Source organism: Streptococcus atopicus, from assembly GCF_049166725.1.
Taxonomy (GTDB): domain Bacteria; phylum Bacillota; class Bacilli; order Lactobacillales; family Streptococcaceae; genus Streptococcus; species Streptococcus hominis.
The window spans coordinates 45,294-59,913 of sequence record NZ_JBMHFC010000007.1 but is presented as its reverse complement, the minus strand read 5'-3'; the positions used below and the strand labels follow the sequence as shown (position 1 = coordinate 59,913).

Sequence of the window (14,620 nt, the reverse complement as noted above, 5' to 3'; positions counted from 1 at the left end):
AAATGACAAAACAACTTGTATTGGTCAGTCACGGTCGCTTTTGCGAAGAATTGAAGAAAAGCACCGAAATGATTATGGGGCCACTGGACTTCATTCATACAGTTCCCCTGCTTCCAGAAGAAGGAATAGACGATTTTACTGCTAAATTTTCAGCAACTGTAAAAGATTTAGATGATTATATCGTCTTTGCCGACCTGCTTGGTGGAACGCCTTGCAATGTCGTTAGCCGTCTGATTTTGGAAGGACTCCAAATTGAACTTTATGCAGGGATGAATATGCCAATGGTGATTGAATTTATCAATTCTGCCCTGACTGGCGTTGAAGCAAAATATATCGAAAAAGCGAACAAATACATCGTGAAAGTCAATGATGTATTAGCAGAAATGAACGATGACGAAGATGAATAAAGGAGTGTCTAGCTAATAGTCGCTGAAAAACACGTCCTTGCTTGAATTGCTTCAATGAGCAATCTGTATAACTAAGGGGGCTGGGGCAAGAAAATGGATTTCTTTGAAATCATCATTTTCCCACTCCCTTTCTTTTAGTTAGCATTGCAAAGCAGAAAGGAGAACCATGCTAGATTATACAAAGGAAGACTTGCTTGAATTAGGTGCGGAAATCACCACACGGGAAATCTATCAACAGCCGCAAGTTTGGCAGACAGCTTTTGAAAATTATAAAGCGCAAGCTGATGAGATTGCTGCTTTTCTGAATAATATTGATGAAAAGTATGATTATATCAAGGTTATTTTGACAGGGGCTGGGACATCAGCTTATGTCGGAGAGACCCTTTTGCCTTATTTCAGAAAGATTTACGATGAGCGCAAGTGGAACTTTAATGCCATTGCAACGACAGATGTTGTCGCTAATCCGCTTGCTTATCTGCACAAGGAAGTACCAACTATTTTGGTTTCTTTTGCCCGTAGTGGCAATTCACCAGAGAGTGTTGCGGCAGTTGACTTGGCAAAAGACATAGTTGAGGAACTTTACCAAATCACGATTACATGTGCAGCAGAAGGCAAATTAGCCCAGCAAGCACATGGTGATGAACGCAATTTGCTCTTGCTCCAACCTGCGCCGTCAAATGATGCTGGCTTTGCCATGACATCGAGCTTTACGTCTATGATGTTGACAGCCTTGCTCGTTTTTGCCAAAACAGACTTAGTTACAAAAGAAGAGAAAATTTCTGCTTTGATAGCCTTGAGCCAAGAGATGTTAGACTCAGCAGCAGCCATTCAAAAGATGGTTTCCTTAGATTATAATCGTGTCATTTATCTGGGAGCAGGTCCTTTCTTTGGCTTGGCGCATGAAGCCCAGCTGAAAATTTTGGAATTGACCGCAGGACAGGTAGCAACGATGTATGAAAGTCCCATCGGTTTTCGCCACGGTCCAAAATCGTTAGTGAATGAAGAAACGGTCGTTGTGGTATTTAGCTCGACAGATACTTATACCAAATTATACGATCTTGACTTAGTACGAGAAGTAGCTGGAGATGAGATTGCCCGCAAGGTAATTTTATTGACAGATCAAAAAGAAGATTTGGAAAATGTTGAACAAGTCATTCTTTCTAGTCAATATCTTGTGGATGATGTTTATCGCGTATTCCCTTATATTGTTTATGGTCAATTATTTGCCTTGTTGACAGCCCTCAAGGTGAAAAATCGTCCAGACACACCGTCTCCGACAGGTACTGTCAACCGTGTCGTGCAAGGCGTTATCATTCATCCATTTGACAAAGAATAGGAAGGAATCCATGGAAAAATTAAGGATTAGTCACGAAAAATTAGCACACTTAAAGAATCTTTCAGATGAAAATGACATTATTGGAGCTTTGGCGATTGACCAGAGAGGTTCGTTGAAAAAAATGCTGGCAAGTGGCGCACATGCTGTATCAGGAAATGAAGCGCTCATTGAATTTAAACAATTGATTTCCAGTCAGTTGACTCCGTATGCTACTTCTATCCTTTTGGATCCAGAATTCGGTGTACCTGCTACCAAATTACGTGCAGCAGAATGCGGTCTTATCGTTGCCTATGAAAAAACAGGTTATGATGCGACAACAGAAGGGCGCCTGCCAGACTTGCTACCAAATTGGTCGGTTAAACGCATGAAAGAGTTAGGCGCTGACGCAGTCAAAGTTTTGATTTACTATGATGTAGATGATAAGCCTGAAATCAACGACATCAAACAAGCCTGGGTTGAACGTGTAGGAAGTGAATGTGTGGCAGAAGACATTCCTTACTTCCTTGAAATCTTGACTTATGATAGGAAGCGTGCTAGTGTAGTAGATGCAGATTATGCGAAAGTAAAACCACACAAAGTCAATGAAGCCATGAAGCTCTTTTCAAATCCGCGCTACAATGTTGATGTTTTGAAAGTGGAAGTACCGGTCAATATGAATTTTGTCGAAGGGTTTACGAAAGGCGGAGTTGAAGCTGTCTACAACCTCGCGGAAGCCAAGACATTTTTCAAAGAGCAGTCTGATGCAACTCATCTGCCCTTTATTTTCCTGAGTGCTGGAGTTAGCGCAGAGCTTTTCCAAGAAACGCTGAAAGTGGCGCATGAAGCGGGTTCTCAATTTAACGGTGTCCTTTGCGGACGTGCTACTTGGAAAGACGCAGTTACGGTCTTTGCAGATCAAGGAACAGATGCAGCTAAAGCTTGGCTAGATGAAGCGGGGCGTCAAAATATTGAAGACTTGAATCGTGTTTTACGTGAAACAGCTGTTTCGTGGACGGAAAAACTAAAAATTTAAAATAGGCAAACCTAAATTTGTAATAAAAACAAGGAAAGTTGTATGAAATCTTATCAAGAAGCTATTTTTGGAACATTTCAAGGAAAAGATATTGTTGCTTACACATTTGAAAATGACTTGGGCTATCGTTTGAAAGTCATGACTTACGGTGCGACTGTCTTAGAGTATGTCACTCCGGACAAAAATCATGAATTTGCAAATATCGTGGTGGGGTTTAATCATTTTGATGCCTATGTAGGCAACAGCCCTAAATATGGTGCAAGCGTCGGACCAGTTGCAGGACGGATTGCAAAAGCACAGTTTGAGCTGAATGGCGAAACCTATCAGTTAGAAGTCAACAACGCAGAAAATTGCAATCATAGCGGTTCTACTGGCTGGGACAGTGCTATTTTTCAAGTTGAGGAAGTCACAAATGAAGGCGTCACTTTCTATACCGAACGTGCAGATGGAACGGGTGGTTTTCCGGGAAATCTGAAAGCCTGGGTTTCTTATACTTTAACGGAACTAGGTGAGTTAGAGATTTCTTACCAAGTTCAGACGGACAAGGATACCTTGGTCAATCCAACCAATCACAGTTATTTCAATTTATCGGGCGATTTCAGTCAACCGATTGATCATTGTATTTTGCAGCTGAATACTCTCGGTGTCTATCCTATCGCACCAGATGGAATACCTGCTAAAATACCAGATTCAGAACATAACTTTGTAAAACAGCTTTGCCAAGGCGTTTCTATGAAGGATATTTTTGCAGATCAAGATGAGCAGATTCAGATTGTGTCAGGCTTAGATCATCCATTTGTTTTGGATAAAAAACAGGAATATGCTGGCTCTCTTTATGAGCCAGAATCTGGACGTTATCTCACTTTCAAAACTAGTGCACCTTGTTTGGTGACTTACTCAGCAAATTTTGTGGATGACACGGTCATTTTAAATGGGCATCCCATGATTCAGCACAATGGCTTAGCTCTTGAAACTCAGGCGCTTCCTGATGCCATTCATAGCGACTTGAAAGCAGATGTTATCTTAAAAGCGAGTGAGATTTTTACCAGCACGACCATTTATCATGCAACAACTAAATAACACGATATATTGAAACGATAGATTATTTGTCTGTCGTTTTTTTATTTGAAATATCCAGCATTATCAAATAAAGACTTTCTAGTCTTTTTCATAATAACACTCCCTTCAATTTCTATTTGTAAAACCTAAGTTCAAACTAACTTACTAACCTGATTTTTTGTTATAATAGTAGTTATGAGTAGAATTTTGGATAATGAATTGATGGGAGACGAGGAGCTCGTAGAGCGCACATTGCGTCCCCAGTATTTACGAGAATACATCGGTCAAGACAAGGTCAAAAATCAACTGAAAATTTTCATTGAGGCAGCTAAACTGCGAGATGAAGCACTAGATCACACGTTGCTTTTTGGACCTCCAGGGTTGGGAAAGACCACTATGGCTTTTGTCATTGCCAATGAACTGGGAGTCAATCTCAAGCAAACTTCGGGTCCAGTTATTGAGAAAGCGGGCGATTTGGTAGCAATCTTGAACGATTTGGAGCCGGGAGATGTTCTCTTTATTGATGAGATTCATCGCTTGCCTATGTCTGTTGAAGAGGTGCTCTATAGCGCTATGGAAGATTTTTACATTGATATTATGATTGGAACGGGTGAGGCGAGCCGTAGTGTTCACTTGGACTTGCCACCGTTTACTTTGATTGGCGCCACGACCAGAGCTGGTATGCTGTCCAATCCTTTACGAGCTCGTTTTGGCATTACTGGGCACATGGAATATTATGCAGAAGCAGATTTGACCGAGATTGTGGAGCGGACGGCAGACATCTTTGAAATGGAGATTACGCATGAAGCAGCTGAAGAATTAGCACTGCGCAGTCGGGGTACGCCTCGGATTGCCAATCGGCTTCTCAAGCGCGTACGAGATTTTGCTCAAATCATGGGAGATGGCTTGATTGATGCTCATATCACTGATCAGGCTTTATCAATGCTGGACGTGGATCAAGAAGGGCTGGATTATGTAGATCAGAAGATTCTCAAGACCATGATTGAAGTGTATGGCGGTGGTCCGGTTGGTCTGGGGACTCTGTCTGTCAATATCGCAGAAGAGCAGGAAACGGTAGAAGACATGTATGAGCCTTATTTGATCCAGAAAGGATTTGTTATGCGAACTCGAACAGGGCGCGTGGCAACTCGTAAAGCTTACGAGCATTTGGGTTATGAATATTTGGAGAAATAACATGCTGTCAGAAAAAGAGATTTTACATGCGTTTTCATCAGACCAAGATATGATGACTATCTTACAGATTATCTATGACTTGCAATTGAAAGACAGCTGGCTTTGTGCTGGTTCGGTGCGAAATTTCATCTGGAATATCCTGTCGGACAAGCCCGGCTTTGATACAGAGACGGATGTGGATGTGATTTTCTTTGACCCAGATGTTTCTTATGAGGAAACACTCAACATTGAAAATCGGCTCAAGCGAGAAATTCCACATTACCATTGGGAAGTCAAGAATCAAGTCTATATGCATATCCACAGTCCAAATACCCAATCTTATACTAGCTCGCAAGATGCCATGAGTAAATATCCAGAGCGCTGTACAGCTGTGGGTTTACGTTTGTTGGATAATAGACAGCTGGAACTCTTTGCGCCTTATGGCTTAGACGACATTCTCCATTTTCGTGTTCAGCCGACTCTGCATTTCTTAACAGATCCAGCGAGAAAAGCTCTTTATGAACAACGACTGAGCAAAAAGAATTGGCAGAAGAAGTGGAACAATCTTCAAATTGAATTTCTTTAAAATTTCTCAAAAATAGTAAAATCTTTAAGAAAAATTTAAGTCAATATCGGTATACTATAATCACAAGTTGAGAAGAACTTAACTTGAACTCCTAAAAACTTTTCTTTTTCATAATAATCTCCCTATAAGAGTCGCCCAATCGGCGGCTTTTGTGTTTTTAAAAGAATTCAAAAATTCTCAGGGGTTTAAATTCCTATTTTTTTAGATTTTGTTATAATAGTAAAGAGGTCTATGCTATGAAAAAAATTGTGTTTGTTTGCTTGGGAAATATCTGTCGCAGTCCAATGGCAGAATTTGTGATGAAAGATTTGACAGATGATGTTTATGTTGAAAGTCGGGCGACTTCAGACTGGGAGCATGGCAATCCAATCCACTCTGGAACGCAGGCGATTTTTAAAAAATATGCCATTCCTTATGACAAAAGCAAAACTTCTCAACAAATTTCACAGCAGGATTTTGTAGACTTTGATTATATTATCGGAATGGATAAATCCAATTTTCAAGATTTGAGGAAAATTGCACCGGGAAAATATCTGGAGAAAGTATTTCAATTTGAAGAGAGAAGTGTGCCAGATCCTTGGTACACAGGTGATTTTGACGAGACTTATCGGCTTATTTTGGCAGGTTGTCAGAAATGGATTGAGCGCGTGAAGAGCGAAGATTAGTGGAGAGAATGGATACATTAAAAGAATTTTACGAAAAGTACAAAATTTATCTCACAAGGCATAACTTGGAATTGCTAGCAGTAACGGTTATTGTCCTATCAGCGATGGTGGCTTTTACATCAGGTATTCCCAGTCAAGGGGCATTGACCTTGGATAAAGGAGCACTCAAATATAATGGCAGCCTTGTTCGTGGTAAAATGAATGGTCAAGGAACCTTAACCTTTAAAAATGGGGATACTTATAAAGGTAATTTTAAGAACGGTACTTTTAATGGGAAAGGAACCTTTACAGCTAAAGCTGGTTGGAAGTATGAAGGCAACTTTGTGAATGGACAGCCTGAAGGGCAAGGCAAATTAACAACAGAAAATAATGTTGTCTACAAGGGAAAGTTTAAACAGGGGATTTATCAAAATGCGCATTAAATGGTTTTCATTAGTGAGGATTACAGGATTACTCCTAGTTCTGCTCTATCATTTCTTCCAGAAAGCTTTTCCTGGTGGGTTTATTGGTGTGGATATTTTCTTCACTTTCTCAGGCTTTTTGATTACGTCTCTTTTAATTGATGAATTTTCCAGAAACAAGGAAATTGATGTTAAAGGATTCTTAAGACGTCGCTTTTATCGGATTGTGCCACCGCTTGTCTTTATGATTTTGATTATCATGCCCTTTACCTTGCTGATTCGGAAGGATTTTGTGGCTGGTATTGGGACGCAAATCGCTGCTGCGCTCGGCTTTGTGACAAATTTTTATGAAATTTTGTCTGGTGGAAATTACGAGAGTCAATTTATCCAACATCTCTTTGTGCACACATGGAGCTTGGCGTTGGAAATGCACTACTATATCTTGTGGGGCTTGGCGACATGGTATTTAGCTAAGAAAAGTAAAACAGTCGGGCAATTTCGAGGGCTTATCTTTCTCGTTTCGTTCGCTTTCTTCTTGATTAGTTTTCTTTCTATGTTTGTCAGAAGCTTCTTCGTTTCAAACTTTTCTGTGATTTACTTTTCAAGTTTCACGCATATCTTCCCGTTTTTTGCAGGAAGTATTTTAGCGACACTTTCGGGTGTGAGTGATTTGGGAGCACCTTTTCGTAAAATGGAGCAGGCGCTTGATTTAAAAAAGACCTTTTATCTACTTGGTGGTAGTTTTGTAGCTTTGCTGTTATTAACGTTCCTCCTAAGATTTGATAATTTATTGACTTATCTGTTTGGTTTCCTTTTGGCGACGGTATTTTCAGTCGTGATGATTTTGGCAACACGTGTGCTTCATGATAAAACGTCGCATGTTGATGAGCCGCCTGTTATCACATTTATTGCAGATACGAGTTACGGCGTGTATTTGTTCCATTGGCCGTTTTACATCATCTTTTCCCAATTGATGGGCAATGGATGGGCAGTTCTATTGACAACCGTGCTTTCCTTTGCCTTGGCTGCTTTCTCTTTCTATCTGTTAGAGCCGACATTAGCAGGTAGAGAGCCAAAAGTATTTGGCTTGAAGATGGACATCAAGCAAATCACAACGCCTGTATTTTATAGTTTGATTCCATTAACACTGGTCGCTTTGGTCATGATCGTGACTGCTCCGAAAATTGGTGCTTTTGAAGAAAATTTGCTCGTCAATGGGTTAAATCAAGCTGACAGTAAAATGCAGATCACTCGTACCCAAGCTGATAATGTGAGTGCCAGTCAATACAATGTAGCAAAGGGTACGACCGTTATCGGAGATTCGGTAGCTTTGCGAGCAAGTGAATGGCTCAAGCAGGCTATGCCGGAAATTCAAGTGGATGCAGCAGTCAGTCGAAACTTAGAATCGGGCTTGCAAGTCTATCAAACTGATATTTCAAACAAAGTACTTCTGGAAACAGTGGTCTTAGCCTTGGGAACTAATACGGTTGATAACTACGAAAGTTTGCTCAATCAATTTATTGCAAAATTACCGAAAGGTCATCGCTTAATCTTGGTAACGCCTTATGACGGACGCACAGCGCATGATGGGACCAGTATCGCTGTAAAAACCCGTCAGTATGAATTGGAATTGGCGAAAAAATACGATTATGTATTTGTAGCGGATTGGTATCAAACTGCTATCCAACACCCAGAAATTTGGTATGGAACTGACTATGTGCACTTTGGCTCGGAGACAACAACGATCACCAAGGGCGGTGAACTCTATGCACAAACCGTCAAACAAGCCATTGATGAAGCTGTGAAAAAAGGAACAGTGAAGAAATAATAGTAATAATTAGAAGTCATGGATTGCCTTGCGATTCATGACTTTTGTGTGCTGTAAAAAGATAGTAGGGTAGAACGAGGGTGTAGGAATACACAGCAAAAATGCTCTTTTTTACATAACTTTTGTTTTTGGAAATCTTGAAAAAGTATGTGAAATATATAATTTTAAGTTTTAAACTTCACAAACAATGTTTTAAAATATAGTAGAAAACTCATATTTTGAAATAAATTCACAATATAAAAGAAAAAGTTTGTGAAGTTTACTTGAAAGTGTTTACAAGAGAAAGAAAATAAGGTATAATAATCTTGTGAAAAAATTAACAAAGGATTTGTAAAAATCCTGAGAACCATTGGAGGAACACATGGCTGATAAAAAAACATTAACTCCCGAAGAAAAAAAGTTAGCTGCTGAAAAGCATGTTGACGAACTCGTTCAAAAAGGGCTAGTTGCTCTGGAAGAAATGAGAAAATTAAATCAAGAACAAGTAGACTACATTGTTGCAAAAGCTTCAGTTGCTGCTCTCGATGCACATGGTATCTTAGCAGAACATGCTGTTAAAGAAACAGGTCGCGGTGTCTTTGAAGACAAAGCAACAAAAAACCTTTTTGCCTGCGAACATGTTGTTAACAATATGCGTGGTGTTAAAACTGTTGGTGTGATTGAAGATGATCCTATTACAGGTTTAACGAAAATTGCTGAACCAGTCGGAGTAATCTGCGGAATCACTCCAACGACCAACCCAACTTCAACAGCGATTTTTAAATCATTGATTTCGTTGAAAACGCGGAATCCAATTATCTTTGCTTTCCACCCATCTGCTCAAGAATCTTCTGCTCATGCGGCACAAATCGTACGTGATGCAGCGATTGCAGCAGGTGCACCTGAAAACTGTGTTCAATGGATTACACAGCCATCTATGGAAGCAACAACAGCTTTGATGAACCACGAAGGGATTGCAACAATCCTTGCGACTGGTGGGAACGCCATGGTAAAAGCTGCTTATTCATGCGGCAAACCTGCTCTTGGAGTTGGTGCTGGTAACGTTCCAGCTTACGTTGAAAAATCAGCAAATATCCGCCAAGCAGCACATGATATCGTGATGTCCAAATCATTTGATAATGGTATGGTCTGTGCATCTGAGCAAGCTGTGATCATTGATAAAGAAATCTATGATGAATTTGTAACAGAATTCAAATCTTACCATACTTACTTTGTCAACAAAAAAGAGAAAGCGCTTTTGGAAGAATTCTGTTTTGGTGCAAAAGCCAACAGCAAGAACTGCGCTGGTGCAAAATTGAACCCAAATATTGTTGGTAAACCAGCTACGTGGATTGCTGAGCAAGCAGGATTCAAAGTACCAGAAGGTACGAATATCTTGGCCGCTGAATGTGCAGAAGTTGGAATTAAAGAACCATTGACTCGTGAAAAATTATCACCTGTTATTGCGGTTTTGAAAGCTGAAGATACTGAAGATGGACTTAAAAAAGCTCGTCAAATGGTTGAATTTAATGGTCTAGGACACTCAGCTGCTATCCATACAAAAGACGAAGCTCTTGCAAAACGTTTCGGTACGGAAATAAAGGCAATGCGTATTATCTGGAACTCTCCATCTACCTTTGGTGGTATCGGTGATGTATACAACGCCTTCATTCCATCATTAACACTTGGATGTGGTTCATACGGACACAACTCAGTTGGTGATAACGTATCAGCTATCAACCTTCTTAACATCAAGAAAGTAGGGAAACGTAGAAATAATATGCAATGGTTTAAAGTTCCTTCAAAAATCTACTTCGAACGTAACTCAATCCAATACCTTCAAACTTGCGAAGGTATCGAACGTGTCATGATTGTTACCGATAAATCAATTGAAAAACTCGGTTTTGTACAACGTGTGATTGACCAATTGAATCTTCGTAAAAACAAAGTCACGATTCAAGTCTTCTCAGATGTTGAACCAGATCCAGATATCACAACAGTTCGTCGTGGTGTTGAAGTAATGCGCTCGTTTGAACCAGACACTATCATTGCCCTTGGTGGTGGTTCACCAATGGATGCGGCTAAAGGTATGTGGATGTTCTATGAACAGCCAGATGTTGACTTCGGTGACCTCGTTCAAAAATTCATGGATATCCGTAAACGCGCCTTCAAATTCCCATCACTTGGTAAGAAAGCACAATATATTGGTATTCCAACAACATCTGGTACAGGTTCAGAAGTAACACCGTTTGCAGTTATCTCTGATAAGGCAAATAATCGTAAATACCCAATCACTGACTACGCTTTGACACCAACCATTGCAATTGTTGACCCTGCTTTGGTAGAATCTGTTCCAGCATTTATTGCTGCTGACACAGGTATGGATGTCTTGACACACGCAACTGAAGCTTATACTTCTAACTTTGCCAATGACTATACAGATGGTATTGCTCTTCAAACCATCAAGTTAGTCTTCAAATACTTGGAAAAATCTGTAAAAACAGCTGACCCAGAAGCACGTGAAAAGATGCACAATGCCTCTACAATGGCTGGTATGGCCTTTGCAAATGCTTTTCTTGGGATGAGTCACTCAATGGCGCATAAGATTGGTGCTGTTCACCACACCATTCACGGACGTACAAATGCTATTTTACTTCCTTATGTTATCCGTTACAATGGAACTCGTCCATCTAAAACTACAACATGGCCTAAGTACAATTACTGGAAAGCTGATGAAAAATTCCAAGATATCGCTCGTATGCTAGGTCTTCCTTGCTCAACGCCAGAAGAAGCGGTTGAAGCGTATGCTAAAGCTGTTTATGACCTTGGTGTAGCGGTTGGTATCAAGATGAACTTTAAAGATCAAGGTATTGATGAAAAAACTTGGAAAGATAGCTTACATGATATTGCCGTTCTTGCTTATGAAGACCAATGTTCACCAGCCAATCCGCGCTTGCCAATAGTTACTGACATGGAAGAAATTATGGCTGATGCCTACTATGGCTATGCAGAACGTCCAGGACGTCGTAAATAGACAGTAAAGTTTGTTCTGATTTGAATCGTTCGTCATTGTACAGACAATGTATTCAGATTTTTAGACCTAAATCAGTTTATCAGTCACATCTCCCTGCTTTTGTAGGGAGATTTTTCTATTTGAAGAGAGTGTCCTTTCTCTTTCCTTGTATTGTATGCGTTTTTCTGTAAACTAGTTGTGAAAAAAGGAGGACGGTCATGTTTCAATTGTTAGTGTTTGATATGGACGATGTCATTGTGGATACAGAAAATCTTATACTTCTCTTTGCCCTAAAATATCATAATAGACTGATAAGTTTTGAATCTGTAAATTTGATACTAAAATAATGAAAAGTTGATGTTGCAAAAAGCATTATGAGTGTTATAATATAATTGTGTAAGCGGTTTCTAAAATAGATGATATTTATAAAAATAAGGAGGAAATATAATGTCAGTATTTTATGTTCCATCAGTTAATCTTATTGGTTGTGGTGTGATTAATGAAATAGGTGATCATATCAAAGAATTGGGGTATAAGAAAGCTCTTTTGGTGACAGACCATTATATTGCAAGCAGTGACATTTTACCTAAGGTAACTGCACCACTTGATAAGGAAGGCATTGAGTATGTCGTTTTTAGTGATGTTGAGCCAAATCCAACTGTTAAAAATGTTGAAGATGGTTTAGCTGTTTTGCGAGATAATAATTGTGATTTTATTATTTCACTTGGTGGTGGTTCGCCACAAGATGCTGCAAGTAGTATTTCAATTCTTGCAACGAATGGCGGGCGTCCGCAAGATTACGAAGGTGTTCACAAATCAAAAGAAAAAGGCTTGCCGGTTGTAGCAATCAATACGACAGCAGGAACATCAGCTGAAATCACGATTAACTATGTTATTACTGACGAAGAGCGTAAAGTGAAAATGGTTATGGTTGATAAGAATAGCCTTGCACTCCTGTCAGTAAATGATCCAGAATTGATGATTTCAAAACCAAAAGCTTTGACAGCTGCAACAGGTATGGATGCTCTTACACATGCGGTTGAAGCTTTGGTAACACCAGGTGCGTATAATGTAACGAAAAAATTGTCTATTGGTGCAATTGAGTTAATTAAAGAATTTTTACCTCGTGCTGTTGAAAATGGCCATGACATTGAAGCACGTGAAGCTATGGTTAATGCGATTTTCCTAGGTGGTATGGCCTTTAATAATGCTGGGCTAGGTTATGTACACTCTATGGCTCATCAACTTGGAGCAGTTTACAATCTTCCTCACGGTGTTTGCTGTGCCATGCTTTTACCAGTTGTAGAGCGTGAAAATGCGAAACGTGTGCCAGAAGCATTCCGAAATGTTGCAAAAGCTCTTGGTCTCCATACGGAAGGTAAAAGTGATAAAGAATGCGCTGATTATGCCATTTCTGAAATTGAAAAATTATCAGCAACTGTGGGCATTCCGAAAAAATTGACAGAACTGGACATTAAAGAAGAGGAATTTGACTTTGAATACCTTTCTAAAAATGCACTCATTGATGCTTGTGCACCAGGAAATCCATTTATGCCAACCTTAGAAGAAACGATTGCTCTTTACAAAGAGTTGTTTTAAGTGCTGATTTGTCGTAAAAATAAAAAAGCGAGATAGAACTAATATTTGAAAATTTTTAATTAGTAGTTTCAACTTCGCAAAGTTGTTCAATAGCCTCTCGGGCTGTCAAAGTGGTGAATGAAGAGAAACGCAGTTTTCGTCAAAAATACTCATCTAAGCTTGAAAAATGACTAAGGAGTGGTTTGCTTTGCTGTAACCTTAAAGAAGTATTTAGATATTAGCTACTACATCAAAAGCTTTTTGCTATTATAAAATAAGGCAGGGATAATATTGTCTCTGCCTTTTATTTGCGTTCGTCTTTTGGGGAATGTCCAAAATAGGTACGATATTTGTCATAAAAGTAAGTTTTATTTGAAAATCCAACACTTTGTGCTACCTCGTAAATTGGCATACGTGTAGATAGGAGAAGATGTTTAGACGGACGCCAGGACAATACCGAAAAGAACACCAGCACTGAGAAAATTTTAAACTTTTATTCAAAAGCGACTCTGGATGATACTCCTGAAAAAAGCATTCCCCCTTGCTAATTCTATTATAGGGTCTCCATTCTAGACAATTCTTGGGGGGAGATAGCATTCGCAGAGATGCAGTCTTTGTATGCCTCAGAGGCAATCCGCAATGATTATAGCGTCATGTTAACAGAGCTATCGTTCTGGTTGAAACTACTTTCAAGATTTAAGAGAAAAGTAATTATTATTAGAAATTAGAACCAAAATCTCAGATATTGTTGAAAGCGCTTCAAAAAATAGTTATAATAACATCGTGAGATTGAAAGCGCTTTAAAAATCGATCTACAATAGCAAAGGAGAAGGCTGTCTATGGCACAAATGACAAAAGACGAGCTGATTGCCAAAATAAAAAATGGCATCATTGTTTCCTGTCAAGCCTTGCCACACGAACCGCTATATACTGAAGCAGGTGGGATTATTCCCCTTTTGGTGAAAGCGGCTGAACAAGGAGGAGCTGTTGGCATTCGAGCTAATAGTGTTCGGGATATTAAGGAAATTAAAGAGGTTACTTCGTTGCCGATCATCGGCATTATCAAGCGGGATTATCCACCTCAAGAGCCATTTATTACCGCAACGATGCGAGAAATTGATGAACTAGCAGCTCTGGATATTGAAGTAATTGCTTTTGATGGTACAAAGCGGGAACGTTTTGATGGTTTAAAGATTGCGGATTTCATCAAGCGAGTGAAGGAAAAATATCCTCATCAATTGCTCATGGCAGATGTGAGCACCTTTGAAGAGGGTGTGGCTGCAGCAGAAGCAGGTGTGGACTTTGTAGGGACAACTTTGTCAGGTTACACCTCTTATAGTCTGCAATGCGAGGGACCAGATTTTGATTTGGTAAAAAAATTGTGTGATGCAGGTTTGGATGTTATCGCGGAAGGAAAAATTCACTACCCAAGTGAAGCGAAAACCATTCATGACCTAGGTGTTAGAGGAATTGTAGTAGGTGGTGCCATTACGCGTCCAAAAGAAATTACAGAGCGTTTTGTTGCAGCAGTAAGTGAAAAGTAGGAACAATTTTATCTTAAAAAGGATGACAATAAAAGGAGA

Annotated in this window: 13 protein-coding genes; 12 read left to right on the top strand and 1 reads right to left on the bottom strand. The window is 39.6% G+C overall.

Annotated features, from left to right (window positions below; translation table 11 throughout):
• Positions 1-2 precede the first annotated feature (2 nt).
• The 11 genes from ACOMA9_RS06020 (at position 3) to ACOMA9_RS05970 (ending at position 13,058) form a co-directional block, all read left to right on the top strand.
• Positions 3-407 carry a PTS sugar transporter subunit IIA gene (locus tag ACOMA9_RS06020; RefSeq protein WP_003032047.1) on the top strand — a complete coding sequence of 135 codons (405 nt, stop codon included), beginning with the start codon at positions 3-5 and terminating at the stop codon, positions 405-407.
• Between the two features lie 166 nt (positions 408-573).
• On the top strand, positions 574-1,743 hold the full coding sequence (locus ACOMA9_RS06015) for an SIS domain-containing protein (protein ID WP_268733889.1): 1,170 nt from the start codon (positions 574-576) through the stop codon (positions 1,741-1,743).
• A 10-nt stretch (positions 1,744-1,753) separates the two neighbouring features.
• Positions 1,754-2,755: a tagatose-bisphosphate aldolase gene (gene lacD, locus ACOMA9_RS06010; protein ID WP_270207698.1), complete on the top strand. Its 1,002-nt coding sequence runs from the start codon at positions 1,754-1,756 to the stop codon at positions 2,753-2,755.
• A 42-nt stretch (positions 2,756-2,797) separates the two neighbouring features.
• Positions 2,798-3,835, top strand: a complete 1,038-nt coding sequence (locus ACOMA9_RS06005) for an aldose epimerase family protein (protein ID WP_270207699.1) — start codon at positions 2,798-2,800, stop codon at positions 3,833-3,835.
• 174 nt (positions 3,836-4,009) lie between these two features.
• Positions 4,010-5,008: a Holliday junction branch migration DNA helicase RuvB gene (gene ruvB, locus ACOMA9_RS06000; protein WP_126406070.1), complete on the top strand. Its 999-nt coding sequence runs from the start codon at positions 4,010-4,012 to the stop codon at positions 5,006-5,008.
• A gap of 1 nt (position 5,009) precedes the next feature.
• The gene (locus tag ACOMA9_RS05995; protein ID WP_204973358.1) at positions 5,010-5,573 is read left to right on the top strand and encodes a nucleotidyltransferase family protein; all 564 of its coding nucleotides are present in this window, start codon (positions 5,010-5,012) and stop codon (positions 5,571-5,573) included.
• Between the two features lie 236 nt (positions 5,574-5,809).
• On the top strand, positions 5,810-6,238 hold the full coding sequence (locus ACOMA9_RS05990) for a low molecular weight protein-tyrosine-phosphatase (RefSeq protein WP_003040862.1): 429 nt from the start codon (positions 5,810-5,812) through the stop codon (positions 6,236-6,238).
• An 8-nt stretch (positions 6,239-6,246) separates the two neighbouring features.
• Positions 6,247-6,660 carry an MORN repeat-containing protein gene (locus ACOMA9_RS05985; RefSeq protein ID WP_003040952.1) on the top strand — a complete coding sequence of 138 codons (414 nt, stop codon included), beginning with the start codon at positions 6,247-6,249 and terminating at the stop codon, positions 6,658-6,660.
• Positions 6,650-8,467 carry an acyltransferase family protein gene (locus tag ACOMA9_RS05980; RefSeq protein WP_247906682.1) on the top strand — a complete coding sequence of 606 codons (1,818 nt, stop codon included), beginning with the start codon at positions 6,650-6,652 and terminating at the stop codon, positions 8,465-8,467. The genes ACOMA9_RS05985 and ACOMA9_RS05980 overlap by 11 nt, the downstream gene beginning before the upstream one ends.
• Positions 8,468-8,828: 361 nt before the next feature.
• The gene (gene adhE, locus ACOMA9_RS05975) at positions 8,829-11,480 is read left to right on the top strand and encodes a bifunctional acetaldehyde-CoA/alcohol dehydrogenase (RefSeq protein WP_049511844.1); all 2,652 of its coding nucleotides are present in this window, start codon (positions 8,829-8,831) and stop codon (positions 11,478-11,480) included.
• 426 nt (positions 11,481-11,906) lie between these two features.
• Complete coding sequence (locus ACOMA9_RS05970) at positions 11,907-13,058, top strand: iron-containing alcohol dehydrogenase (protein ID WP_070497128.1); 1,152 nt, start codon at positions 11,907-11,909, stop codon at positions 13,056-13,058.
• Between the two features lie 283 nt (positions 13,059-13,341).
• Here ACOMA9_RS05970 and ACOMA9_RS05965 read toward each other — a convergent pair whose 3' ends face one another.
• Positions 13,342-13,506: a helix-turn-helix domain-containing protein gene (locus ACOMA9_RS05965; protein WP_224785092.1), complete on the bottom strand. Its 165-nt coding sequence runs from the start codon at positions 13,504-13,506 to the stop codon at positions 13,342-13,344.
• 370 nt (positions 13,507-13,876) lie between these two features.
• Here ACOMA9_RS05965 and ACOMA9_RS05960 point away from each other — a divergent pair, with 370 nt between their 5' ends.
• Positions 13,877-14,581 (top strand): N-acetylmannosamine-6-phosphate 2-epimerase, encoded by a 705-nt coding sequence (locus ACOMA9_RS05960; RefSeq protein ID WP_070670674.1) that lies wholly within the window; start codon positions 13,877-13,879, stop codon positions 14,579-14,581.
• The last annotated feature ends 39 nt before the right edge of the window (positions 14,582-14,620 follow it).

Bases quoted from the DNA above. Each gene is read 5' to 3' on its own strand.
- lacD (WP_270207698.1), top strand. From the start codon at position 1,754: ATGGAAAAATTAAGGATTAGTCACGAAAAATTAGCACACTTAAAGAAT.
- ACOMA9_RS05990 (WP_003040862.1), top strand. From the start codon at position 5,810: ATGAAAAAAATTGTGTTTGTTTGCTTGGGAAATATCTGTCGCAGTCCA.
- ruvB (WP_126406070.1), top strand. From the start codon at position 4,010: ATGAGTAGAATTTTGGATAATGAATTGATGGGAGACGAGGAGCTCGTA.
- ACOMA9_RS05960 (WP_070670674.1), top strand. From the start codon at position 13,877: ATGGCACAAATGACAAAAGACGAGCTGATTGCCAAAATAAAAAATGGC.
- ACOMA9_RS06015 (WP_268733889.1), top strand. From the start codon at position 574: ATGCTAGATTATACAAAGGAAGACTTGCTTGAATTAGGTGCGGAAATC.
- ACOMA9_RS06020 (WP_003032047.1), top strand. From the start codon at position 3: ATGACAAAACAACTTGTATTGGTCAGTCACGGTCGCTTTTGCGAAGAA.
- ACOMA9_RS05970 (WP_070497128.1), top strand. From the start codon at position 11,907: ATGTCAGTATTTTATGTTCCATCAGTTAATCTTATTGGTTGTGGTGTG.
- adhE (WP_049511844.1), top strand. From the start codon at position 8,829: ATGGCTGATAAAAAAACATTAACTCCCGAAGAAAAAAAGTTAGCTGCT.
- ACOMA9_RS05985 (WP_003040952.1), top strand. From the start codon at position 6,247: ATGGATACATTAAAAGAATTTTACGAAAAGTACAAAATTTATCTCACA.
- ACOMA9_RS05980 (WP_247906682.1), top strand. From the start codon at position 6,650: ATGCGCATTAAATGGTTTTCATTAGTGAGGATTACAGGATTACTCCTA.
- ACOMA9_RS05995 (WP_204973358.1), top strand. From the start codon at position 5,010: ATGCTGTCAGAAAAAGAGATTTTACATGCGTTTTCATCAGACCAAGAT.
- ACOMA9_RS06005 (WP_270207699.1), top strand. From the start codon at position 2,798: ATGAAATCTTATCAAGAAGCTATTTTTGGAACATTTCAAGGAAAAGAT.